Below are 22,910 nucleotides of genomic sequence, written 5' to 3'. Positions count from 1 at the left end.
TCGTCTAGGGCGTCGCGACTGGCGCATAGGGTGGGCCTGAACCACCGGGGAGCGGAATCGTGCGGAGGCCGAGCGCCTGGGTCTTCGCGAGGATGTCAAAGACGACAGGAGTGCCATGTCTTCTCTCGCTAGCGTTGACCCGCAGATCGCGGAGCTGGTCAAGGCGGAGGAGCGCCGCCAGGCCGACACCGTGAAGCTGATCGCCTCCGAGAACTACGTCTCCAAGGCGGTCCTCGAGGCCACCGGCACCGTCCTCACCAACAAATACTCCGAGGGCTACGCGGGCAAGCGCTACTACGAGGGCCAGCAGGTCATCGACCAGATCGAGACCGTGGCCATCGACCGGGCCAAGGCGCTGTTCGGGGTCAACCACGCCAACGTCCAGCCGTACTCGGGCTCGCCCGCCAACCTGGCCATCTACCTGGCCTTCTCGCAGCCGGGCGACACCGTGATGGGCATGGGCCTGCCGTTCGGCGGCCACCTCACCCACGGCTGGTCGGTCAGCGCCACCGGCAAGTGGTTCAACCCGGTCCGCTACGGCGTGCGCAAGGACACCGGCCGCGTCGACATGGACGAGGTCCGCGCCCTGGCCCTGGAGCACCGCCCCAAGCTGATCTTCTGCGGCGGCACCGCCATCCCGCGCACCATCGACTTCGAGGCCTTCGCCTCGGTCGCCAGGGAGGTCGGCGCCGTTCTGGCGGCCGACATCGCGCACATCGCCGGCCTGGTCGCGGGCGGCGCGCACCCGTCTCCGGTGGGCCACGCCGACGTCATCTCCACCACCACCCACAAGACCCTGCGCGGCCCGCGCGGCGCCATGCTGATGGCCACCGCCGACGAGCACGCCACCGCGCTCAACAAGGCCGTCTTCCCCGGCCTGCAGGGCGGCCCGCACAACCACACCACCGCCGCCATCGCCGTGGCGCTGCACGAGGCCTCCACCGACGAGTTCAAGGCCTACGCCCACCAGATCGTCGCCAACGCCAAGGCGCTGGCGGAGGAACTGTCCAGCCGGGGGTTCGACCTGGTCTCCGGCGGCACCGACAACCACCTGATCCTGCTCGACCTGACGCCCAAGGGCATCGGCGGCAAGCCCGCCGCCCAGGCGCTCGACCGCGCCGGTCTCGAGACCAACTACAACGCGGTGCCGTTCGACACCCGCAAGCCCTTCGACCCGTCCGGCATCCGCATCGGCACCCCGTCGGTCACCAGCCGCGGCATGAAGGAAGCCGAGATGCGGCAGATCGGCGCCTGGATGGACGAGGTCGTCACCGCGCTGGCCAAGGGCGACGCCGAGGACGTCATCACCCGCGTGCACCACGAGGTCAGCGAGCTGACCTCGCAGTTCCCCGCCCCCGGCCTGTCCTAGAACACGAAAAGACCGGCGCCCGCCGCCCCCTCTGATGGGCGGCGGGCGCCGGCGTCTCCGGAGAGGGCAGGCTCCGGAGCGGAACCGGTCACCGGGACAGGGGGACGGGAGCCCGGTGACCGGAGGCTCAGCCGAGGTAGAGGTAGTCGGCGCCGTAGGGGACCTTCACCTGGGCGCCTTCCTCGCAGGCGCCCTTCGGGGCCACGCCGCCCTCGGTGTTCAGGCGCAGGATCGTGGTGGCGAAGGCCAGCAGGCCCTTGCCCTTGCCCGACTGCTGGGCGTCCAGGACGAGCTCGGGGATGTTCCCGTCGCCGTTCGGGGTCTTGGTGACGAGCTTTCCGCGTACGGCGCTGCCGTCCGGGGCGATCCACTGTGGCGGCCCGTCGAACGTGTTGACGAAGTCGTGGTCGATGCCCCTGCGCAGCTTGGCCGTCACGCCGAACTGGACGAACGCCCCGCCCTTGCACTGGTAGATCTGCGCGCCCCGCAGCACGTCCGCCGTCATCGCGCGTGGGTGGGCGAAGGACTCACCGGACAACTGCCCGCGTACGGCGCCGCCGTCGAAGTCGGTCGTGTGCAGGTTGGAGTAGTAGTTGCCCGGCTTGGCGGCGATCCGCTTGACGACCTTGCGGGGGACGGGAGCCTCGCCCGCCACACCCGTCAGGTTCGCGGGCAGCCCCTTGGCCGCGGCGAACAGGTCGGCCACCACGTCGCCGTTCCTGCCCTTGACGGCCTTGTGCACGTGGCCGTTGGTGGGGGCGCCGACGCCGCTCCAGGTCGCGGTGTAGGTGAGGGCGGCGCCGTGGGGCCGCAGCCACCAGGTGGCGGCGCCGTCCTTGTCGCCGCGCTTCTTGCCGTCGGCGGCCTGCACCTCCTGGGCGCCGTCGGCCGTGGAGGAGAGCGCGGCGAGGTTGCTGCCGTGCAGGACGCCGTTGAGGTCGACGGGCTTGGCGAGCCGGTGGAACTGGCCGCGTACCGCGCCCTTGGGGAAGGCGGCGTTGTGGAGGTTGGCGTAGAAGCCGCCGGGGTTGTCGGCGAGCTGCTTGAGCAGGCCGGCGTCGGCGGTGGCCGAGCCGGCCACGCCGAGCACGGTCCCGGGCAGCGGCTGCTTGAAGAAGTCGACCTTGACGGCGCCGTCGACGCCCTTCGCGCCCAGGTGGATGTGGGCGGCGGTGGGGGCCTCCACCTTGTTCCAGCGGATCGCGAAGCTCAGCCGGTCGCCGCTGATCTTCAGCACCACGGTGGAGCGCCCGTCGGCATCGGCGCCGCGTAGCCCGGCGGCCAGATAAACGTCGGCGGCTGCGCCCTGCATTGGGGAAAGCGAGGTGACCAGAAGTGCACCTGAAAGGGCAAGCGTCAGCATGGTAAACCTCTTTACTGGGGTGATTCTCGCTCGGTACGCCAAGCTGTACGCAAACCCGCAGGAAAAGGTTCAGACGAATTCCCGGGCATGTAAAAAGCCCTCCCACCAGCGGTGAGAGGGCTTTGGGAAGGCTTTTCAGATGTCGACGGTCAGCAATGTCCTGCCCGCCGTGGTGACGACCTCGAAACGGTCAATCTTGTCCGGGTTCCATGGGCTGCCGCCGTGCATGTAAAGCGGCGGCTCCCCGTCCACGCCATATCCCTTGGGCGGAACGGCCCAGCCGGTCATCGCCTTTCGCTCGCCCGTCGTGGAGACCGCGATCAGCTCGCACTCCAGCGGCCCCCTGACGCCTTCGAGCTTCAGCGCCGCGTGCGTGCCCCAGCCCTTGGACTCATAGACCACGCCGCCCTTGACGCCGGTGACGCCGACGCCGCCCGCCGGGGTGCCCTCCTCGTAGAACTGCTCGGCCGGGCCCGTGCCGTGGTGTGTGCCGCCCACGGCGACCTGTGAGGAGGGGGCGTTGAGCCCGGATCCGACCGCGATGCCGCCGGCCACCAGCGTGACCGCCGCCGCCACCCCGATGATCAGGGTGCCGCGCCGGGTCCGCTTGTCGGCGGCCTTGCGCCGCCTGAGCAGGTCGATGACCTCGCCCTCGCCCGGCTGCTCCCGCTCGGTCTCCACCCGGCCCACGCCGGTCAGCACGCCCGCCATCCCCGACAGCTCGGCCAGCTCCGCCGTGCAGGCCCGGCAGGTTTCCAGGTGCGCCTCGAACGCCCGCTTGTCGTCGGCCTCCAGCAGACCCAGGGCGTAGGCGCCCACGTCGGTGTGCTCCACTCGCGCGCTCACGCCGTCACCCCTCTCTCCTCCAGCGCGACGCGAAGCGCGCGGACCGCGTAATAGACCCGGGACTTCACGGTGCCCACGGGGATGCCCAGCGCCAGGGCGGCGTCGTTGACCGACCTGTCGCGCAGGATCGTCTCGTTGAGAATCTCGCGGTGCGCGGGCGACAACGACTTCAGCGCCTCTGACACGACCACCTGATGCAGCAGACTCTCCATCTCGTCGGGGACGGGGACGCTCTCCAGCGGCCCGTCACCTGACTCCTGTGGACGAGCGTCCTTGCGCCGCCGGTCATCGATGACGATACGACGGGCGACGGTGGCGAGCCAGGGCATCAGCGAAGACGTGTCAGGGTCCAGTTGCCCGGCGCTGCGCCAGGCCCTGATCATCGTCTCCTGCACCACGTCCTCCGCCCACTGCCGATCCCCGCCGACCAGCCGGATCACGAACCCCAGCAGCGGCCGGTGGTACTCCCGGTAAAGCGCGGCGACGGCGATCTCGTCGTCATCGCGCCCGGCCGGGCGCAGCCGCCGGACAAGGTGGCGCAGCGGGGGTTTCGGCATGTCGGCGGCTCCGTCGGCCGAAGGCGCGGGGTAGGTGCTCAGTCGCATCATGCCCCTTTCCATCGTGGCCGGCGAAATCCGGCGTCGGCAGGGAGTACGGGGCTCGCCGCCGCCAAGGTTCAACGGTTTAGGAAGTTGCCCCGGACGCGCGCGCGTGCGTAAAGTGGCTTCCGCGCCCATACGGGTGCCCTGAGCTGGGAGGTGAGGACTATGCGGGTTGTTCTGCTCGACCTGACGTCCATCAGCCTCCGGGTGCTCATCTGACGAGTGACCCGGGATCCTCTTCCCGAAGGTGTCACCTCCGTTGACTTACGATCTTTCTCTGCTCGGCTGGACCGAATCCCAGGCCGCCGAGCTGCCTCACGGCACCATTCCCGCCCGCGTGGCGCGCGTCGACCGCGGCGCCGCCGAAGTGATCGCGGACGACGGCCAGCATCACGTCAAGTACGGCGCCCGCGTGCGCAGGTCCTCGGCCGAGGACCCGGTCATGCTGCCGTGCGTGGGCGACTGGGCCGCGCTGCGGTGGCTCGACGAGGGCCGCTACGAACTCGACGCGGTCCTGCCCCGGCGCACCTCCTTCGTCAGGGGCGGCGTCGGCCGTACCTCACGAGGGGGCCTGTCCGCCGATGGCCAGGGCCAGGTGCTCGCCGCGAACGTCGACATCGTCTTCGTCGCCGAGCCGTCCATGCACGCCACCGACTTCGCCGATCTGGCCAGGATCGAGCGGCTCGTCGCGCTCGCCTGGGAGTCCGGCGCCACGCCCGTGGTGCTCATCACCAAGTCCGACCTGTTCGAGAACGGGCTGGAGGACCTGCTGGCCGACGTGCGCGTCGCCGCGCCCGGCGTGGACGTGCACGCCGTCTCCTCGCAGAGCGGCGAGGGCGTGCAGCTCCTGCACGGCTACCTGGAGGGCTCCAGGACCGCCGTCGTGCTCGGACCGTCCGGCGCGGGCAAGTCCACGCTCGTGAACGCGCTGGCGGGCGACGGCGTCATGGAGACCCAGCTCGTCCGCGCCGGCGACGGCCGGGGCCGCCACACCACCGTGCACCGGGAGCTCATCCCGCTGCCCGGCGGCGGGCTCATCATCGACACGCCGGGCATCAGGCGGGTCGGGCTGTTCGGCATGACCGACGGCGTGGACATGGTCTTCGCCGACATCGACGCGCTGGCCGGCGCGTGCCGCTTCGCCGACTGCGGGCACGACGGGGAGCCCGGGTGCGCGGTGCTGGCCGCCGTGGAGGGCGGCGAGCTGCCCGAGCGGCGGCTGACGAGCTGGCGCAAGCTCCAGCGGGAGGCCGCGTGGATGGCGTCCCGCACCGACGCGCGGCTGCGTAAGGAGCAGCAGAACAAGTGGAAGATCATCCACAAGGAGATGCGCCGCTCCGGCCGCAACCGCCCCTGACCCGCACCAGAGTGGGTAGATAGAGGATGTGGGGCACCTGTTCGCGGATCGGGCCGAGGCGGGGGCGTTGCTCGCCGAGCGGCTCCTGTTCGCGCGCGATCCCGTGGTCCTCGCGCTGCCCCGCGGCGGGGTCGCCGTCGCCGAGCCCATCGCACGGCGGCTCGGCGGCGTCCTGGACGTGCTGGTCACCAGGAAGATCGGCTATCCCCCCACGCCGGAACTGGGCGTGGGGGCGATCGCCGAGGGCGGCGAGCCGGTCCTGGACCTGGAGCTGCTGCGGCGGCTCGGGATGACGCCGGCGTCCGTGGCCGGGGTGGTCGAGCAGGAGAGGATGGAGCTGGCCCGGCGGGTGGCCGTCTACCGGGGGGAACGGCCGCTGCCCGACCTGACGGGCCAGGAGGTGATCGTGGTGGACGACGGGCTGGCGACGGGTGGCACGGCCAGGGCCGCGCTGCTGGCGGTCGCGGCCGCCGCTCCGGGCAGGGTGACGCTGGCCGTACCGGTGGGGGCTCGGGAGACGGTCAGGGCGCTGCGGGGGGAGGCCGACGAGGTCGTGGTGCTGGCCACCCCGGCGGACTTCCGCGCGGTCGGCCAGTGGTACGCGAGCTTCGACCAGCTGACCGACGCGGACGTCCTGAGGCTGCTGGGGGAGCGGTAGCTGAGGACGGGCTGTGAATTCTGGTACGGATCGGTCACGCCCCGTCCCGGAGGGCTCACGGTGAATATTCTGCCGGTGTCGCACGAGAACGAAGGGCGGGCATGAGCTCTCACGACATCGTCATCGACCTCGACGGCCCCTTCCCGGCCGGGCACGTGCGTCGCTGGCTGTCCGAGGTGCCCGCGGCGCTGGCCCCCGGCCTGCGTTCCGGCGTGGTGTGCGTCGACACCGACGCGCGCGGCTTCGAGTACCGCCCGCTGACGGTCGCGAGCGTCGACTGGCTGCTGACGGTGGCGGCGGGGGAGTTCAACGACGCGTGGGTGGAGCTGTGCGACGGCGACGGCCACGACGACGCGCTGATCGTGGGTGTCGAGCGCTTCACCGACCGGCCCGCCCACACGCAGCTGCGCGCCTGGTCCTTCCTGCGCGCCCCCGAGTACGGCCTGGCCGCCCCCGGCGTGGCCGAGCGGTGGGCCGGCGTGCTGCGTGACTTCGCCGCCCCCGTCGACCCGGCGTTCGGGCACGTGGCCGACGACTCGATGGGGCAGGGGATGACCGCCCTGGACGGCGCGGTGGTCCGGGGCGGCCGGATCCCTTCGGCGCGCCAGGCGCGGCGGTTCCTGCGCGGCTACTCGTGGATCACGATCTGCCCGGCGGAGCTGGCCGGGCGGGTGGACACGGCGGCCTTCCACGAGGCGGAGAAACTGCCCGGGGGAGCGCTGTGGCTGCGGGCGACGCGGGAGCTGGCCGGGTACGACGAGGTGGCGGTGCGCCGGGTCTTCGAGGCGCTGGCTCCGGTGCTGCCTCCGGGGCGGCCGAGCCGGAACCCGTTCGACACGAGGACGCGCCGGCTGGTCTGGGAGGACGCCGGAAGGAGATGAGCGAGGTTCAGCGCAGGGACATGCAGGCCCAGACGAGCTTGTTGGGGCCGGGCGGCGTGAGCCAGCCCCACGCGCGGGTGAGGCCCTCGACCAGTGCCAGCCCCCGCCCGAACTCGGCGAACACGCCGGGTGCGGCGGGCACGGGCGCGGCCCTGCTGTAGTCACTCACCACGCAGGCCAGTTCGGCGGCGTGGGCGAGCAGGCGCAGATGCAGCGCGCCGCCGCCGTGCCGCATGGCGTTGGTGACAAGTTCCGAGACCACGAGCTGGGCGTCGAAGCAGATTTCCGGCGCGCCGCCCCACTCCTTCAGCGTGCGCTCGACGAAGCGCCGTGACGTGGCCACACACGCGGGCTCGAACGCGCTGAGCTCGTGAAACCGGAAGACCGCCTCCTGCCCCTCCGCTCGCCCATGGAGCAGGACTGCGGCCAGCCATGGTGGCGGTACGGGACCAGTGGCGGCTCGCGGACGTGCGTCGAAAGTCGTCATCATGTCCCCGATCTGGTGATCCAGTGCCCATCTTTACCTTGTGTGCTTACAGATGCAAGACTTTTCGTGTTTTACGGATGCAAACCGCAAATGCACGTGCAGATGATCTGTCATGGTATGTCAACGCCGTGGGAGACTGGGTGCTTTCGAGAATCGGGGGCCCCGGGTGAGTGCACAGTGGAACCTTCTGTCCGACGGGCAGGGGAGTCCTACGGTCCTGCGCATCCTGCTCGGTACCCAGCTCCGCAACCTCCGTACCGCCCGCGGCATCTCCCGCGAGGACGCCGGTTACGCCATCAGGGCCTCGCACGCGAAGATCTCCCGGCTGGAGCTTGGCCAGGTCAGCTTCAAGCAGCGCGACGTGGCCGACCTGCTCACCCTCTACGGCGTGACCGACGAGGCCGAGCGCGCCCCGCTGCTGGAACTGGCCAAGCACGCCAACGCGCCCGGCTGGTGGCACAAGTACGCCGACCTGCTGCCCGCCTGGTTCGAGGTCTACATCGGTCTGGAGGGCTCGGCCTCGCTCATCCGCACCTACGAGAACCAGTTCGTGCCCGGCCTGCTGCAGGTTCCGGCATATGCACGTGCAGTCATCCGGCTCGCCCACGACGAGGCCGAGACCGGCGAACTGGACCGGAGGGTGGCCCTGCGCACCACCCGCCAGCGCCGCCTGTCCGCCGACCCGAAGCTGACGCTCTGGGCGGTCATCGACGAAGCGGTCCTGCGGCGTACGCTCGGCGGCCCCGACGTCATGCGTGAGCAGGTGGAACACCTCCTGGACACCACCGCGGAGCCGAACGTGACACTTCAGGTCATGCCCTTCGACAGGGGCGGCCATGCCGCCGCGGGCGGGCCTTTCAGCATCCTGCGCTTCCCGGAACGCGAACTGCCCGACGTGGTGTACATGGAACAGCTCACCAGCGCGCTGTATCTCGACAAACCCGCCGAGGCCGAGCACTATGTGCAGGTCATGGACCGGCTCAGCGTCCAGGCGGACTCGCCCGCGGAGACCAGGCGCTTCCTCGAAGGTCTGCTCCAGGTGTGATCCACCCCATACGGCAATTTTGGTCATCCCGTATATGACGATCAGCACGCTCCCGTAATCTGCGCATGCACGTGCATCTGTAAGCACGCAAGGAGTGTCCCCCATGCATGAGTTCCGCAACGGAACGCCCGCGAGTGCCCTGCCCGTCCGCTGGCGCAAGGGCCGCCGCAGCAACCCCAACGGCAACTGCGTGGAGGTGGCGGCCCTGCCGACCGGTGAGATCGCCATGCGCAACTCCCGCTTCCCCGACGACCCCGCCCTGATCTACACGCAGGCTGAAATCGAAGCCTTCGTCCTGGGTGCGAAAGATGGGGAGTTCGACGATCTGATCGCCTGATGGTAGGCGTGTCGTAACAATACGCGTCCGAGCACCTCCATAGGGTGATCTTTCATGGACGCGCTGGATCTCGCACGGTGGCAGTTCGGCATCACCACGGTGTACCACTTCCTGTTTGTGCCGATCACCATAGGAATGTCGCTGCTGGTGGCGATCCTGCACACGGCGTGGGTCCGTACCGGCAAGGCGCACTACCTTCGGGCGACCAAATTCTTCGGCAAGCTCTTCCTGATCAACTTCGCCATGGGCGTCGTGACCGGGATCGTGCAGGAGTTCCAGTTCGGCATGAACTGGAGCTCCTACTCCCGCTTCGTCGGTGACGTCTTCGGGGTGCCGCTGGCGCTGGAGGCCCTGCTGGCGTTCTTCCTGGAGTCCACGTTCCTCGGGCTGTGGATCTTCGGCTGGGACCGGCTGCCGAAGAAGATCCACCTGGCCTGCATCTGGGTGGTGGCGGTGGGGAGCGCGCTGTCGGCGTACTTCATCCTGGCCGCGAACTCCTTCATGCAGTGGCCGGTCGGCTACAAGATCGGGGCCGGGCGGGCCGAGCTGACCGACTTCGGGGCCGTGCTGACCAACAAGGTCGTGCTGGCCGCGTTCCCGCACACGATCTTCGGCGCCTGGCTGTCGGGCGGGGTCATCCTGCTGGCGGTCTCGGCCTGGCACCTGGCGCGCGGCCGCGACGCCGACGTCTTCCGCCCCACGCTCAAGCTGGGCCTCTGGACCACGCTCGTGGCCTTCGTCCTGGTCTTCTTCTCCGGCGACACGCTGGGCAAGATCATGACGGAGACGCAGCCGATGAAGATGGCCGCCGCCGAGGCGCTCTACGAGACCGCCCAGCCCGCCCCGTTCTCGCTGTTCACCATCGGCACGCTGGACGGCGGGCGGCCGATCTTCCAGCTGGAGATCCCGGGCGCGCTGTCGTACCTGGCCACGGGCTCCTTCGACGGCAAGGTGCAGGGCATCAACGACCTGCAGGCCGAGTACGAGCAGCGCTTCGGCCCCGGCGACTACCGCCCCTACATCCCGGTCACCTACTGGGGCTTCCGCCTGATGATCGGCTGCGGCGCCCTCGCGGCGCTGATAGCGCTCGTGCTCCTCTGGCTGACCAGGAAGGGCCGCCTGCCGGACAAGCCCTGGATCTGGCGGACCGCCGCCTGGTCGGTGGTGCTGCCGGTCGCCGCGCACAGCTTCGGCTGGATCTTCACCGAGATGGGCCGCCAGCCGTGGATCGTGTTCTCCCAGATGAAGACCGAAGCGGGCGTCTCACCCGCCGTCGGCGGGGGCACCGTCCTCACCTCGCTGATCGTCTTCACCCTCCTGTACGGCGCGCTCGCCGTCGTCGAACTGGGCCTGATGATCAAGTACGGCCGGCAATCCCCGCCCCAGGTCCAGGACAAACCCGAGGACGACACCACCCTGACCTTCGCCTACTAGGAGAGCCCGATGACGCTGAACGACGTCTGGTTCGTGGCCATCGCCGTCCTGTGGGTCGGCTACTTCGTCCTGGAGGGCTTCGACTTCGGCGTGGGGATGCTCCTGCCGGTGCTGCCCGCCGACCCGACGGAACGCCGGGTGATGATCAACACGATCGGACCCGTCTGGGACGGCAACGAGGTGTGGCTGATCACCGCGGGAGGGGCCACGTTCGCCGCCTTCCCGGAGTGGTACGCGAGCCTGTTCAGCGGCTTCTACCTGCCGCTGCTGATCATCCTGGTGGCGCTGATCCTGCGCGGGGTGGCCTTCGAGTACCGGGCCAAACGCGACTCGGCACGCTGGAAGGCGGGCTGGGACCGCTGCATCGTGGCCGGCTCGTTCGCGCCCGCGCTGCTGTGGGGCGTGGCCTTCGCCAACATCGTGCGCGGGGTGAAGCTGGACGCCGACCACGAGTACGTGGGCACGTTCTGGGATCTGCTCAACCCGTACGCGCTGCTGGGCGGGCTGGTGACGCTGACGATGTTCGTCGCCCACGGCGCGATCTTCCTGTCACTGAAGACCACGGGGGAGATCAGGCGTCGGGCCAGGTCGCTGGCACTGCGCACGGGCGTGGTGGCCGCGGCGCTCGCGGTGCTGTTCCTGGGCTGGACGCAGTTCCACGGCGGGACGGCGGTGACCGCGGTGCTCGCGGTCGTGGCGGCGCTGGCGTGGCTGGCCGCGCTCGGCGCGATCGCCAGGGCGCGGGAGGGATGGTCGTTCACGCTGTCGGCGGTGGCCATCGGGGTCGCGGTGACCAGCTTGTTCGCCGTGCTCTACCCGGACGTGCTGCCTTCGACGCTCGATCCGGCCAACAGCCTCAACGTGCAGAACGCCGCGTCCACGCCGATGACGCTGGGCATCATGACGTGGATCGCGGTGTTCTTCCTGCCGCTGGTGCTGCTCTACCAGAGCTGGACGTACTGGGTGTTCCGCCGGAGGATCGGCGTTCGTGACATTCCTGCCTGATCAGGCAGTTGTTCCGACCGGGTTCGCGGGAGCGCGCACGGGCGCGCTCCGCTCATCGGAACAACTGCGTGATCACGCGGGGAGAATCTGTGGTGCCGGTGGTGAAGTTCAGGCCGCGGAGATGCCGGCGCTGGCCGCGCGGCGCATACGACGGCGACGCTCGCTGGCGCGCTCGTCCTCGTTGAGACCGCCCCACGTGCCGTACTTCTCCGGACGGGACAGCGCGTAGTCAAGGCACTCGTTGCGGACGGGGCAGCCGCCGCAGATCGCCTTGGCCTTCCGCTCGCGTACGTCACGCTCGGGCTGCCGCTCCCCATCGGGGCCGAAGAAGAGCACGAGGTCCTCACCCCGGCACGCGGCATCATCCTGCCATCCCCAGCTGGGGCGCGGGCGGGCGAGCTGCCGACGTACCTGAGACATGAGAAAACCACCTTCGTGAGAGGTATTTCAGTAATTGAGCCGCATTGGACGCTTTCGGCGTCACTGTTCCAACGCAAGGCCTGGCCGTGATGTTCCCGTGATCAGGTAAGGGCGGGCGTGGCGTACCGCACAGGCGTGAGCCTGTCCAGCGAGACCAGCCGGTAGGTGGTGATTTTCTCGGCGCAAGCCGTACCACACGGTGCTTGGAACACCGATGGCTCAACCACAACCTGGATCCGGACGTCTCCGATGCGCACGATGGCTTCGGTGACGTCGCCGTCCGACCTGGCGGATTCCACGGCCACTCCGCCGAGTCCGCACTCTCCCGTATGGGTTCGGGCGAAGTGCTCCGCGGCTTGCAGTGGCTCAGGGATGCCTGCGCGTCCCCGGAAACGGTCGAGAATCACCTCGCCGGACCGGTACGCGTTCGCTGCTGCGAGCGCAGCAGCCTGAGACATGCTGCCGTAGAAAATTCCGTGTGGCAAGCACACGAGGTTGGCGGCGTAACGATCGCCGCCAACGTGTGATGTTTCCCACACTCTGTCCGGCAGGAATTCCGCCAGTCCACGAGCGAGGGGTAGTCCAATGCGGGCGCAACACGCATTGCGCTTGGCGTGCGTGCAGACCAGAAATACCGGCTCGTCTTCAAGTATGCAGGACTCCGGGACCACTCCGGCCACCAGCGCGTCCAGGTCAAGATCGTCGGGACCTGCGATGACACCCCCGGCCAGCCAGGGGTTGTCGCCGATCGCATACCCGGCTAGCACACGGATCCCCTGCTCCTGCGGGCGGGTCCGGCGCCCGGGGCGGCGGATCAGCTGCGGCCTGACGCCCCGCGCCACGGCCCGGCTGATCAGCTCGGAGATTTTCGGCGGAAGCGTCCCGTCGTCGACGTGCGAGGGCCAGGCTCCGGAATACTCGATGAGCAGCCAGAGCTTCGCGCCCACCGTCGCGCTGGCGAAGGTGGGCACGCCGCCGGTGTGGCACCCGTCCGGATGATCACAACCCCTGGCCACGTTCCACCCTCCCCCGACAGCAATTTAGGTAAGACTAACCTAACGCCAGGGTAGGGGTCGGCGCGGGGGCGACACGCCGATGAAAAGGATCTTCTTACCCGCGGATCCGGGATCTCAACCCTTCAGCACGTCACGGGCGGCAGGCAGGGCCGCCGCGCGGTCCTCCGGCACCAGGCCGATGCGGGTCCTGCGGTCCAGGAGGTCGTCCTCGTCGAGCGCGCCCTCGTGCTCCACCGCGAAGCGCAGCTCGCCCTTGGTGACGCCCGCGCCGACCGGCTCGGGCTCCGCCTCGGCATAGGCCTGTACGGCCCGGCCTACGAGAACCACCTCTTTGGTGACACACGGCCCGGCGGGCAGGTTCGCCCGCCGTACCGCCCGATCGACGGCGTCCTCCGCCATGCGGCGATATGTCGTCAGCTTTCCCCCGACCACCGTGACGAACCCGCCCGCGTCCAGCACGGCGTGCCGCCGCGACAGGTCGGCCGTGCGGCCCGACGTGTGCCCGTCGGGGGCCAGGAGCGGCCTGAGGCCCGCGTAGGCGCCCGCGACCGCCTCACGGGTCACCGGAACCTCAAGGATGCCGTTCAGCACCTCCAGCAACGCCCTGATGTCGTCCTCGGGCGCCTCCGGCACGTCGGGGACCGGTCCGTCCAGCGGCACGTCGGTGAGGCCGACGTAGACGCGGCCGTCGTGCTGGGGCAGGACCAGGGCGAAACGATTGCTCTCCCCGGGAATCGGGACATGCAGCCCGGCCCGCAGTCCCGGCAGCGTCTCGCCGCGCAGGACCAGGTGGGTGCCGCGCGAGGGGCGCAGCGTGACCTCCGGGTTCAGCTGCCCGGCCCACACGCCCGCCGCGTTGATCACCGCGCGGGCCCTGATCGTGAACTCCTCGCCGGTCAGCTCGTCGCGGGCCCGCGCACCGGTCGCCGTCAGCTCCAGGGCCCGGCACCGGGTCAGGATCCGCGCGCCGTACGCCGCCGCCGTGCGGGCGATCGCGACCACGAGCCGGGCGTCGTCCTCCAGCCGTCCGTCCCAGGACAGCAGGGCGCCGCGCAGGCCGTACCCGCTCAGGACGGGAGCGGCCGCGCGGGCGCGTTCGGCCGTGAGGCGGGAGGGGCCGGGCAGCAGGCGGCGCGGCGTGCGCGCGGCGGCCCGCAGCCCGTCGCCGAGGCGGTAGCCGGTCATGACCAGCGCCTCCTGGCCCCTGGAGACGCCGGGGTTCAGCGGCAGCAGGTATGGATGGGCCCTGACCAGGTGGGGCGCGGTGCGGCTGAGCAGGATGCCGCGCTCGACGGCGCTCTCGTAGGCCACGCCCACCTGCGCCTTGGCCAGGTAGCGCAGCCCGCCGTGGATCATCTTCGAGCTCCACCGCGAGGTGCCGAAGGCCAGGTCGTGCGCGTCGATCGCGGCCACCGACAGTCCGCGCGAGGCGGCGTCGAGTGCCGCGCCGGCGCCGGTCGCGCCCAGTCCGACGACCAGGACGTCGACGGTCCCCTCCGCCGTCCTGGCCAGCTCGGCCGAGCGGCGCGCGGCGTTGAGGGAGGAAGCTTCAGGCGAGGAAGATCTAGGCAAGGTAGCGCTCCAGGAGGGTCGTGAGCTCGGCGTCGAGCGCGTCGTCGCCGAGCATGGTCGGGCCGGACAGCAGGAACGACTGCGCGACCAGCAGGATCGCCCTGGCCTTCGCGCGGTCGCCGACCGCCGGTTCGAGGACGGCCAGGACCGCCTCGTGGGTGGCTCCGGTGCGCTGGAGCAGGTAGGGCAGCAGCATCTCGGGGTCGGCCTCGACGATCTTGCGCAGGAGCGGGTGCCCGCGCAGCGCCCTGACGCCCTCGACCACCGCCCCTGCCGGATCGCGCACGTCCAGCCCCTCGACCACCCTGACCCACTCCCTGGTCATCAGGTCGCCCACCAGGCTGCGCACGTCCGGCCAGCGCCGGTAGAGGGTCATCCTGGACACCCCCGCCCGGCGGGCCACGTCGGTCAGCGTCGTGCGCCGCACGCCGTAGGCCATCACGCACTCGAGGGCCGCATCCAGGACGGCGTCATTGTGACGAATCGACGTCATGTGTCACAGTGTAGAGCGTGAGTGAACCCATGCTCTGGTCCGGTTGGGGCGATCCCGCCAAGGCGCGCGAGCTCCCCGAGGCGGTCCGCACGCTTCTGCACGACCTGCTCGGCGTGCGCGCCCCCGCCGAGCCCGCCGCCACCCTCTCGTCGGTACGGCTGGCGCCATCCCGCCTGCCCGGCTCCGCCCTGGACGCGCTGGGCGAGATCACCGGCCCCGCGCACGTCGGCACCGGCCACGAGGCGCGCGTCCGCCACGCGCGCGGCAAGTCCACGCCCGACCTGCTGCGGATGCGCGCGGGCGACGGCGCGCACGCCCCCGACGCCGTGGTCGCGCCGGCCACCCACGACGAGGTGGCCGAGGTGCTGCGCGTGTGCGCCGAGGCCAGGATCGCCGTCGTCCCCTTCGGCGGCGGCACCTCGGTGGTCGGCGCCCTGACACCGTCCGGCGACGGCTTCACCGCGGTCGTGGCGCTCGACCTCGGCCGGATGGACCGGCTGGTGGCGGTGGACCCCGAGTCGATGATCGCCACGTTCGAGCCCGGCGTGCGCGCCCCCGAGGCCGAGCGGCTCCTGGCCGGGCACGGGCTCACGCTGGGACACTTCCCGCAGTCCTTCGAGTACGCCACGCTCGGCGGCTTCGCCGCGGCCCGTTCCAGCGGCCAGGCGTCGGCCGGTTACGGGCGCTTCGACGACATGGTCGCCGGGCTGACACTCGCCACCCCCGCCGGGACGCTGGAACTCGGCCGGGCCCCCAAGTCCGCCGCCGGCCCCGACCTCCGCCAGCTCGTCCTGGGCTCGGAAGGCGCGTTCGGCGTCATCACCTCCCTGCGCCTCCGGGTGCGGAAGGCGCCCGCCGAGAAGGCGTACGAGGGGTGGCGCTTCGCCTCCTTCGCCGAAGGCTCCGCCGCCCTGCGGACCCTGGCCCAGCAGGGCCCGCTGCCGACCGTGCTGCGGCTGTCCGACGAGACCGAGACCATGATCGGCCTGGCCAAGCCCGACGCGATCGGCGGCGGCGACAGCGGCTGCCTGGTCATCGCCGGATACGAGGGCACGGACGTGCGGGCGCGGGCCGAGGCGGCGGGCGAGGTGCTGGCCGGGCTCGGCGGAGTCCCGCTGGGCCCGGAGCCGGGGCGGGCGTGGGCGCACGGGCGCTTCTCCGCGCCGTACCTGCGCGACTCGCTGCTCGCCGCCGGCGCCACCGTCGAGACGCTGGAGACGGCCGGGTTCTGGGCGAACCTGCCACGCCTTTACGACGCGGTACGGCTGTCGCTGCTCGGCTCCCTGGGATCGCCCCTGGTCATGTGCCACATCTCGCACGTCTACGAGACCGGGGCCTCCCTCTACTTCACCGTCGTCACCGCCCAGCACGGCGACCCGGTCGAGCAGTGGGAGCGGGCCAAGGAGGAGGTCAACGCGGCGATCGTGGAGGCGGGCGGGACGATCTCGCACCACCACGGCGTCGGGCGCGACCACCGCGACGCCTACGCCAGGGAGATCGGGCCGCTCGGGGTGGACATCCTGCGTGCGGTCAAGGACCGGCTCGACCCGGCCGGGATCATGAACCCCGGCGCCCTCATCGCCTGACGGCTACTGGCGGATCTTGTCGGCCTCCGTCATCGCCTCGGCGGCTTCGGCGTAGCGCTGCAGGGAGTTGAGTATCTCGGCGAGGGCGACCAGGGAGACCACGAGCGGCGCGCCGCCCGAGGCGCGGGCCAGGCTGACCGCTTCCTCCGCCAGGGGGAGCGCCCGCGCGGGGCGGCGGCGTTTGAGCAGCATGGTGGCGGCCGTGCGTAAGGAACGGGCGAGCAGGCCGGTGTGCGCCGCCGGGTCACGGGTGGCCAGGACCCTGCTCATGGCCACCGCCTCCAGGGCGCTGCGCACTCCTGCCCGGCCCCACCCTGACCTGCTCTGGGCGTAGGCCAGCAACCCTTCGACGGCCTCAGCCCCCACCGTGCCGCGCTGGATCGCATCGTCGAAACCGTTACGGGCCATCCCAGCCCCCCTCGTACGGTTGACCGTTGAGCGTACACCATGCGTGTTCTCAGCGGTACGGAGAGTTCGGGGTGCGATTCCGCAAGATCGCGGCAAAGATATGGTCATGGTGGAAGTCGCGGCGGAGCGCGGAAAGCAGCAGTCGTCCCGGACATCGGAGGAAGGCGCCGGGTGGCGATGTCAGCAGGTCGGCGCCTATAGGGATTTACGGCCGAACAATGACACGTTTTCCTGGCTGCATCCACGCACTTTGTGGCGCTCCCGCAACGAGATCCTGGCCGGGCTCTTCGGGGATCCGTCCGGCAAGGTACGCCGCCGCTGGATGGAGGCGCAGCACGCCCGTGGCGTCGGACGGGACTACCGGATCACGCCGCCGGTTGGCGACTCCTTCCAGTTCCTGATCCTGGGGGATCCGGGCGAGGGCGACGCCTCGCAGTACGCCGTGGTGCCGGGAATGCTCAAACTGGGCAAGGACACGGCGTTCACCGTCATCGCCAGCGATGTCATCTATCCCACGGGTTCGGGAAACGAATACGGAGACAAGTTCTTCCGTCCGTATCAGGCCTATGACGCGCCGATCTACGCCATTCCCGGGAACCACGACTGGTATGACGGGCTCGGCGGGTTCATGCGGGTCTTCTGTGACGCGCCCCCTTTGCGGCCCACGCCCGAGCGCGGGCCGCGCGGGCTGCTGTGGCGCAAACCGGAGAAGATCGACGAGGCCCGCCTGGCCGAGGCGCGCAAGCTGCGCGGGTCGCCGAACCAGCAGTCGGTGCAGCCGGGTCCCTACTGGGTGATCGAGAGCGGGAGCCTGCTCGTCGTCGGCATCGACACCGGCATCAAGGGCGTGATCGACAAGGAGCAGGTGGAGTGGCTGCGCCGTACCTCACTCGACCCCCGCCCGAAGATCCTCGTGACCGGCAAGCCCATCTACACCCGCAACGACTACAAGCCCTCGCGGCTGGAGGGCGGCGGGACCGTCGACGACATCGTCCGCGACCCCGCGCACCGCTACGTCGCCGCCATCGGCGGTGACGTGCACAACTACCAGCGCTACCCGATCCGCGTCGGCGACCGCGTGATCCAGTACATCGTCACCGGCGGCGCCGGGGCCTTCATGCACGCCACGCACACGATCAGGCGCGTGGACGTGGCAGGCGTGCACGAGGACGACTTCCGCTGCTACCCGCTGCGCGGCGATTCGCTGTCGTTCTACAGCCAGCTGTACGCGCGGCGGCTGCGCATGAAGTGGCTCTACCTCACCCCGGCCGAGGCCGCCTGCATCATGGTCGACCAGATCGGCAACTCGCCGGTCCGCGCCCTCGACGCCACCACCGTGATCACCCGGCGGATGCGGTGGGCGGCGCGGATACTCGGCGCGTACCCGTGGCCGTTCCGGCTGCCGGTCGACAAGGTGTTCCACCGCTATCTGTCCGAACTGTCCGACTGGGACGAACCGCCGTTCTTCAAGCAGTTCCTCCACCTGTCCGTGACGCCCGAAGCGCTCACGGTGCGCTGCTTCGCCGCGACGGGCTGCCTGCCCGCCGAGCAGGACCCGCCGCTCGAGGACGAGGTGGTCATCGGATTGTCGTAGTGACCTGGCACTCTGGGGTGCGTGTACGCGCTGATGGCGGGGGAGGCGATCCGCACCCTCCCCGAGGAGAGCGGCCCCGCCGAGACCGGGGCCGCGTTCCTGGAGCGGGTGGAGGCGGTGGAGCGCGCCCACCCGCGATGGGTGTGGGCCGACACCCGCGAGTCCTACCCGCCGCTGCTGTCGGCCGGGCGCCGCGTCTCGCGCTGCCACGACATCACGCTCACCGAAAACCTGCTGCTGGCCCACGAGGGCCGCTACGGCGAGGCCCGCTCGGCCGAGGCCGCCCACGCCAGGCTGCGCGGCCTGCCGGTCCCCGACGACGGCGACGGCCCCGCGGCCAGGCAGGACACCCTGTTCGAGCCGGAGCGGCGAAGACTGGACACCGATGAGCTCGCCGAGGTCCTCGACGACCAGCTCAGGCGCATCGACGCCCTGCCGGAGCCGGGCCGCTTCCGCCTGCTGGTGGCCGCCGAGTCCGCCGGCGCGCTGGTCGCCGCCGAGATGGCCCGCGACGGCATGCCGTGGCGGCGCGACGTCCACGACGCCCTGCTGACCGAGATGCTCGGCCCCCGCCCCGTCCACGGCATGCGCCCGGTCAAGCTGCAGGCGCTGGCCGACGAGGTGTCGGCGGCGTTCGGGCACCCGGTCAACCCCGACTCGGTGCAGCAGCTCGTCAAGGCGTTCAAGGGGGCCGGCCTGGCGATCAAGTCGACCCGCTCGGAGGAGATCAAACAACTCGACCATCCCTCGGTACGCCCGCTGCTGGCCTACAAGGAACTGGCCCGCCTCTACTCCTTCCACGGCTGGGTCTGGGCCGACCAGTGGGTCCACGACGGCCGCTTCCGCCCCGAATACGTCGTCGGCGGCGTCGTCTCCGGCCGCTGGGCCACCAGCGGCGGCGGCGCGCTGCAGATCCCGAAGGTCATGCGCAAGGTCGTGGTGGCCGACGACGGCTGGACACTCGTCGTGGCCGACGCCGCCCAGCTGGAGCCGCGCGTGCTGGCCGCGATGGCGGGCGACGTCGGGCTGGCCAGGGCGGCGGGCGAGATCGACCTCTACTCGGCTCTGGCCAAGTCGTTCGGCGGCGAGCGCGACCAGGCCAAGCTCGCCATGCTCTCCGCCATGTACGGCGGCACCAGCGGCGACGCGCCCAAGCTCCTGGCCGTGATGCGCCAGCGGTTCCCGAAGGCCTACCACTTCGTCGAAGACGCGGCCAAGGCCGGGGAGGAGGGCAAGCTGGTGCGTTCATGGCTGGGCCGTACCTCGCCGCCGCCGTCCCAGCGCTGGCGCGACCTCGTGACCGGCCCCGACGGCGCCCGCGCCGCCCGCGACCGGGGCCGCTTCACCCGCAACTTCGTCGTCCAGGCCACCGCCGCCGAATGGGCGCTGGCCCTGCTCGCGGTGCTGCGCGGGCGGCTGCCCTCGGCGGCGCGGCTGGTGTTCTTCCAGCACGACGAGGTGATGGTGCACTGCCCGCAGCCGCTGGCCGACGAGGTCATGGCCGCCGTGACCGCCTCGGCCGCCGAGGCCAGCCGCCTGCTGTTCGGTCAGACGCCGGTGCGCTTCCCCATGGAGTCGGTGGCCGTCCCCATCTACTCCGACGCCAAGTGAGCCCGCGTCGTCAGCGGCGGGTCGTCAGGTAGAGCCAGATCCCGGCCGCGGTGACCATGACGCCGACGACCAGGCCCAGGATGCCGTAGGACAGAACACCCACGATGGCGCCCGCGACGACCGTGCCCGTGGCGCCGCAGACGTTCATGATCAGGTCGGACAGCCCCTGCACGGCCGGGCGGCGGTCCAGCGGCACCGACTCCGTCACCAGCGCCGAACCCGCCACCAGCCCGCACGACCAGCCCAGACCCAGCAGGACCAGGCCGGTGGTGACCTGCCAGACGCTGTGCTGCGCGGTCCCGGCCAGCACGGCGGAGGCGAGCAGGAGCGACATGCCCAGGATGAGCACCGGCACCCGGCCCGCCTTGTCCGCCAGCCAGCCGACGACCGGCGACAGCACGTACATGCCGGCGATGTGCAGGCTGATCACCAGGCCGATGACGTCGAGGCTGGAGCCGTCGTGGTGCAGCTTCACCGGCGTCATCGACATGACCGACACCATCGCGGTGTGGCTGATCGCGATCATCACCAGCGCGCGCCTGGCCATGGGGGTGGTACGCAGAGTGCGCCAGCCGTCCCGCAACGCCCTGTCCCGTACGGCAGGCGCTGCGTCCGGTTTGCCCGGCACGCCCGGCCTGATTTGCGTGCCCGGTCTGCCCTGCGCGGCCGCCTCGCCCCGTGCGCCCGGTTCGCCCGGCTCGGACGGGTCGGCCAGTGAGCGGGCCAGTTTGAGTGGGTCGGGGCGGAGGCCGGCCGCCACGACCAGCCACGCGAGCCCGAAGGCCAGGGCGGAGAACGCGAAGGGACCGGCGTTCGCGACCAGACCGGCGGACATGCCGACGTGGTCGGCGGGCTTTGCCAGGTTCGGGCCCGCGACGGAGCCGACGGTGGCCATCCAGACCACGAGCGACAGGTGGCGGGCGGCGTGACCCTTGGGCGACAGGTCGGTGGCTGAGTAGCGGGCGGCCAGGTTGCCCGCGCTGCCACCGCCCACCAGCACGAGGCCGACGAGCAGGAGCGGCCAGGACGTGATGGTGATCGCCAGCACGGAGATCGCGCACCCGGCGGTGGCGGCGACGTAGGCGAGCGAGAGTCCGGCGCGGCGGCCGCTCCTGGCGGCGGTTCTGGCGATGGGGAGGGCGAGCAGGGCGGCGCCGAGGACGGTGGCGGTACCGGCCAGCCCGCTGATGACCGTGGACCCCGAGAGCTGATCGACCACCACGGAACTCAGCGCGAGGCCCACAGCCACACCGACGCCGCCGACGATCTGGGCGATCGACAGGACGGCGAGGGTACGCCGCTGGATGCCGCGGACATCGGCGGGCGATGAAATGTCGCGCTTTGTTGGGGTATCGGTCACCGGTGAAGTGTCCCATACCACCGGAAAGCTGCCATTTACGGTCTAGGTGGGGCGGGTGTGGGGGATCGGTGGACGACCGGCCATGACGTCCCGATGGACGGCTTTGCGGGCAAGGGCCCCTACTGGGCGGGATCAGCCAACCAGCCGTCGTCTAGACGACCCACGAGCATCCCAGAACCCGCCCGCCCACTCCGCCCTCTCGCGCACTCCGCCTCATCACCCGTCCGCGCTCAGCCCGTCCGCCCGCTCGGCCCGCCCGTCCGTCCGCGCTTCGCTCGGGCTGCTTCGCTCGGGCTGCTTCGCTCGGGCTGCTTCGCTCGGGCTGCTTCGCTCGGGCTGTCCTCCCGCTGCGCTCTGCCCGCTCGTGCGCTCGCGCCGGCCGCCCGCTCTGCTCCGCCCACCGGCCCGCTCGCGGGCTCGTGCGCTTGTGTGTTCGTGAGACTCGTGGGGTTGTGTGGCGCGTGGGGTTGTGTGGCGCGTGGGCTTGTGTGGGTTGTGGGGCTACTTCGCGGGCGAGGTGGGTTCTTGGGTGGGATGTTGGTGGGTTTGTGGGGGTGTGGCTACAGGGGGGTGACTGGGTCGCCCAGGGTGATGTGGCCGGGGGTGTCGGGGATGAGGTTGATGCCGAACCAGACCTTGCCGTCCCACCTGCGGTGCTTGGAGAGGGTGCGGATGGGTTCCTTGCCCTTGGTGTAGGTGGTGGGGTCGATGGTGGTCAGGACGCATCGGTCGCAGCCCTTGGTGACGCGGAAGTCCAGGTCGCCGATGCGTACTCGCTTCCAGTGGTCTTCGGCGAACGGTTTTGTCACCCCGTCCACCACCACGTTCGGACGGAAGCGGCGCATCGGGAGCGGGTCCGGCAAGTTTTCGCCGCGTTCGATGGCGGTTTCGGCGATCCAGTCGTTCAGCTGGGCGAGGGAGGTCGTGGTGGTGAGGTGCAGTGGGTAGCCGTCGGCCAGGCTGACCCGGTCGTCCGGCCTGCTGTACTCGGGGTTGATGGGGCGGCGGGTCGGGTCGTCGAGCCACTTCAGGCGGGCCGGGCGGTCCAGCAGCGCCGACAGCCAGGCGGCCGCCTCGTCGCCGCAGTCGCGCAGCTCCACTACGGTGCGGCCGATGGTGATACCGGTCATCGCCGCGGCCGGCCGTACCAGGAGAGGATCGGCGTGCGGGCCCGTCAGCGTCAGCGTGCCGCCCGCTACCTCGGCCCGGCAGGCCAGCAGCCTCGGGAGCTGGCGAGCGGTGATCATCTCACCACGCTCGTCCACCACCAGGTACCGCCGATCGTCGGCCAGCCCCCACGGCTCCACCTCGGCGCTGTCGAGGTCGTGTCCCTGGGTGGACTTGATCGGATAGACATGAAGCGCGTGCACCCTCATGCCCGCACCGTACAGGCCGCCGTTCCTTTCCCGGTACGCGCATCGAAACCCAGGACCGAAAGCCGCCACCAACCCGCCCACGCCTCCGGA

General features: G+C 70.7%; 22 protein-coding genes and 1 riboswitch. Of the genes, 11 read left to right on the top strand and 11 right to left on the bottom strand.

Annotated elements, in window-relative coordinates; genetic code table 11:
- The first annotated feature begins 4 nt into the window (after positions 1 to 4).
- Positions 5 to 89: riboswitch (ZMP/ZTP riboswitch) on the top strand.
- 26 nt (positions 90 to 115) lie between these two features.
- Positions 116 to 1,369, top strand: coding sequence for a serine hydroxymethyltransferase (gene glyA, locus HNR40_RS41805; protein ID WP_184971631.1), 1,254 nt, complete (start codon positions 116 to 118; stop codon positions 1,367 to 1,369).
- Positions 1,370 to 1,496: 127 nt separating this feature from the next.
- Here glyA and HNR40_RS41800 read toward each other — a convergent pair whose 3' ends face one another.
- The 3 genes from HNR40_RS41800 to HNR40_RS41790 all read right to left on the bottom strand — a co-directional run bounded on the left by HNR40_RS41800 (position 1,497) and on the right by HNR40_RS41790 (position 4,183).
- Positions 1,497 to 2,681, bottom strand: coding sequence for a CHRD domain-containing protein (locus HNR40_RS41800; protein ID WP_184971629.1), 1,185 nt, complete (start codon positions 2,679 to 2,681; stop codon positions 1,497 to 1,499).
- Positions 2,682 to 2,867: 186 nt separating this feature from the next.
- Positions 2,868 to 3,578 (bottom strand): anti-sigma factor family protein, encoded by a 711-nt coding sequence (locus tag HNR40_RS41795; RefSeq protein WP_184971627.1) that lies wholly within the window; start codon positions 3,576 to 3,578, stop codon positions 2,868 to 2,870.
- Complete coding sequence (locus HNR40_RS41790; RefSeq protein ID WP_184971930.1) at positions 3,575 to 4,183, bottom strand: sigma-70 family RNA polymerase sigma factor; 609 nt, start codon at positions 4,181 to 4,183, stop codon at positions 3,575 to 3,577. Before HNR40_RS41790 ends, HNR40_RS41795 begins: the two co-directional genes overlap by 4 nt.
- Before the next feature lie 256 nt (positions 4,184 to 4,439).
- Between HNR40_RS41790 and rsgA the strand changes: the two genes are divergently transcribed.
- The 3 genes from rsgA (at position 4,440) to HNR40_RS41775 (ending at position 7,076) form a co-directional block, all read left to right on the top strand.
- Complete coding sequence (rsgA, locus tag HNR40_RS41785; RefSeq protein WP_184971625.1) at positions 4,440 to 5,537, top strand: ribosome small subunit-dependent GTPase A; 1,098 nt, start codon at positions 4,440 to 4,442, stop codon at positions 5,535 to 5,537.
- A gap of 28 nt (positions 5,538 to 5,565) precedes the next feature.
- The gene (locus tag HNR40_RS41780; protein ID WP_312896724.1) at positions 5,566 to 6,195 is read left to right on the top strand and encodes a phosphoribosyltransferase; all 630 of its coding nucleotides are present in this window, start codon (positions 5,566 to 5,568) and stop codon (positions 6,193 to 6,195) included.
- A 101-nt stretch (positions 6,196 to 6,296) separates the two neighbouring features.
- Positions 6,297 to 7,076, top strand: a complete 780-nt coding sequence (locus HNR40_RS41775) for a hypothetical protein (RefSeq protein WP_184971623.1) — start codon at positions 6,297 to 6,299, stop codon at positions 7,074 to 7,076.
- 7 nt (positions 7,077 to 7,083) lie between these two features.
- On the opposite strand, the gene HNR40_RS41770 is transcribed toward HNR40_RS41775, so the two are convergent.
- Positions 7,084 to 7,566, bottom strand: coding sequence for an ATP-binding protein (locus HNR40_RS41770; RefSeq protein ID WP_184971621.1), 483 nt, complete (start codon positions 7,564 to 7,566; stop codon positions 7,084 to 7,086).
- A 163-nt stretch (positions 7,567 to 7,729) separates the two neighbouring features.
- On the opposite strand from HNR40_RS41770, the gene HNR40_RS41765 reads away from it, so the two are divergent.
- From HNR40_RS41765 to cydB, 4 genes are all read left to right on the top strand, one after another.
- Positions 7,730 to 8,608, top strand: a complete 879-nt coding sequence (locus HNR40_RS41765) for a Sco1979 family transcriptional regulator (protein WP_312896723.1) — start codon at positions 7,730 to 7,732, stop codon at positions 8,606 to 8,608.
- Between the two features lie 103 nt (positions 8,609 to 8,711).
- Entirely contained in the window at positions 8,712 to 8,945 is a 234-nt protein-coding gene (locus HNR40_RS41760) for a DUF397 domain-containing protein (RefSeq protein ID WP_184971618.1), read from the top strand.
- A gap of 54 nt (positions 8,946 to 8,999) precedes the next feature.
- Positions 9,000 to 10,379: a cytochrome ubiquinol oxidase subunit I gene (locus HNR40_RS41755; RefSeq protein ID WP_184971616.1), complete on the top strand. Its 1,380-nt coding sequence runs from the start codon at positions 9,000 to 9,002 to the stop codon at positions 10,377 to 10,379.
- 9 nt (positions 10,380 to 10,388) lie between these two features.
- Positions 10,389 to 11,384, top strand: a complete 996-nt coding sequence (gene cydB, locus HNR40_RS41750; protein ID WP_184971614.1) for a cytochrome d ubiquinol oxidase subunit II — start codon at positions 10,389 to 10,391, stop codon at positions 11,382 to 11,384.
- A 108-nt stretch (positions 11,385 to 11,492) separates the two neighbouring features.
- Here the strand turns inward: cydB and HNR40_RS41745 are convergent, their stop codons facing one another.
- The 4 genes from HNR40_RS41745 to HNR40_RS41730 all read right to left on the bottom strand — a co-directional run bounded on the left by HNR40_RS41745 (position 11,493) and on the right by HNR40_RS41730 (position 14,885).
- Positions 11,493 to 11,804 carry a WhiB family transcriptional regulator gene (locus HNR40_RS41745; protein ID WP_157245964.1) on the bottom strand — a complete coding sequence of 104 codons (312 nt, stop codon included), beginning with the start codon at positions 11,802 to 11,804 and terminating at the stop codon, positions 11,493 to 11,495.
- 101 nt (positions 11,805 to 11,905) lie between these two features.
- Entirely contained in the window at positions 11,906 to 12,775 is an 870-nt protein-coding gene (locus HNR40_RS41740) for a sucrase ferredoxin (protein ID WP_312896722.1), read from the bottom strand.
- A 159-nt stretch (positions 12,776 to 12,934) separates the two neighbouring features.
- Positions 12,935 to 14,392 (bottom strand): glycerol-3-phosphate dehydrogenase/oxidase, encoded by a 1,458-nt coding sequence (locus HNR40_RS41735; protein WP_184971610.1) that lies wholly within the window; start codon positions 14,390 to 14,392, stop codon positions 12,935 to 12,937.
- A complete protein-coding gene (locus tag HNR40_RS41730; protein WP_184971608.1) occupies positions 14,385 to 14,885 on the bottom strand; it encodes a TetR/AcrR family transcriptional regulator in 501 nt (166 codons plus the stop codon). Before HNR40_RS41730 ends, HNR40_RS41735 begins: the two co-directional genes overlap by 8 nt.
- Positions 14,886 to 14,914: 29 nt before the next feature.
- On the opposite strand from HNR40_RS41730, the gene HNR40_RS41725 reads away from it, so the two are divergent.
- Positions 14,915 to 16,471: an FAD-binding oxidoreductase gene (locus HNR40_RS41725; RefSeq protein WP_184971927.1), complete on the top strand. Its 1,557-nt coding sequence runs from the start codon at positions 14,915 to 14,917 to the stop codon at positions 16,469 to 16,471.
- Between the two features lie 3 nt (positions 16,472 to 16,474).
- On the opposite strand, the gene HNR40_RS41720 is transcribed toward HNR40_RS41725, so the two are convergent.
- Positions 16,475 to 16,879 carry a hypothetical protein gene (locus tag HNR40_RS41720; RefSeq protein ID WP_184971606.1) on the bottom strand — a complete coding sequence of 135 codons (405 nt, stop codon included), beginning with the start codon at positions 16,877 to 16,879 and terminating at the stop codon, positions 16,475 to 16,477.
- A gap of 250 nt (positions 16,880 to 17,129) precedes the next feature.
- On the opposite strand from HNR40_RS41720, the gene HNR40_RS41715 reads away from it, so the two are divergent.
- On the top strand, positions 17,130 to 18,473 hold the full coding sequence (locus tag HNR40_RS41715; protein WP_246510210.1) for a metallophosphoesterase family protein: 1,344 nt from the start codon (positions 17,130 to 17,132) through the stop codon (positions 18,471 to 18,473).
- Positions 18,474 to 18,494: 21 nt separating this feature from the next.
- Positions 18,495 to 20,084, top strand: coding sequence for a bifunctional 3'-5' exonuclease/DNA polymerase (locus HNR40_RS41710; protein ID WP_312896721.1), 1,590 nt, complete (start codon positions 18,495 to 18,497; stop codon positions 20,082 to 20,084).
- 10 nt (positions 20,085 to 20,094) lie between these two features.
- Here the strand turns inward: HNR40_RS41710 and HNR40_RS41705 are convergent, their stop codons facing one another.
- Together HNR40_RS41705 and HNR40_RS41700 are read right to left on the bottom strand one after the other, a co-directional pair.
- Positions 20,095 to 21,444, bottom strand: a complete 1,350-nt coding sequence (locus HNR40_RS41705) for an MFS transporter (protein WP_312896720.1) — start codon at positions 21,442 to 21,444, stop codon at positions 20,095 to 20,097.
- Positions 21,445 to 22,004: 560 nt separating this feature from the next.
- Positions 22,005 to 22,820 (bottom strand): MOSC domain-containing protein, encoded by an 816-nt coding sequence (locus tag HNR40_RS41700; protein ID WP_184971601.1) that lies wholly within the window; start codon positions 22,818 to 22,820, stop codon positions 22,005 to 22,007.
- Positions 22,821 to 22,910: the final 90 nt, after the last annotated feature.

Source organism: Nonomuraea endophytica (genome assembly GCF_014203235.1).
GTDB classification, from domain to species: domain Bacteria; phylum Actinomycetota; class Actinomycetes; order Streptosporangiales; family Streptosporangiaceae; genus Nonomuraea; species Nonomuraea endophytica.
Note: the sequence above shows the minus strand (reverse complement) of the source record. Positions and strands in the feature narration are given on the sequence as shown.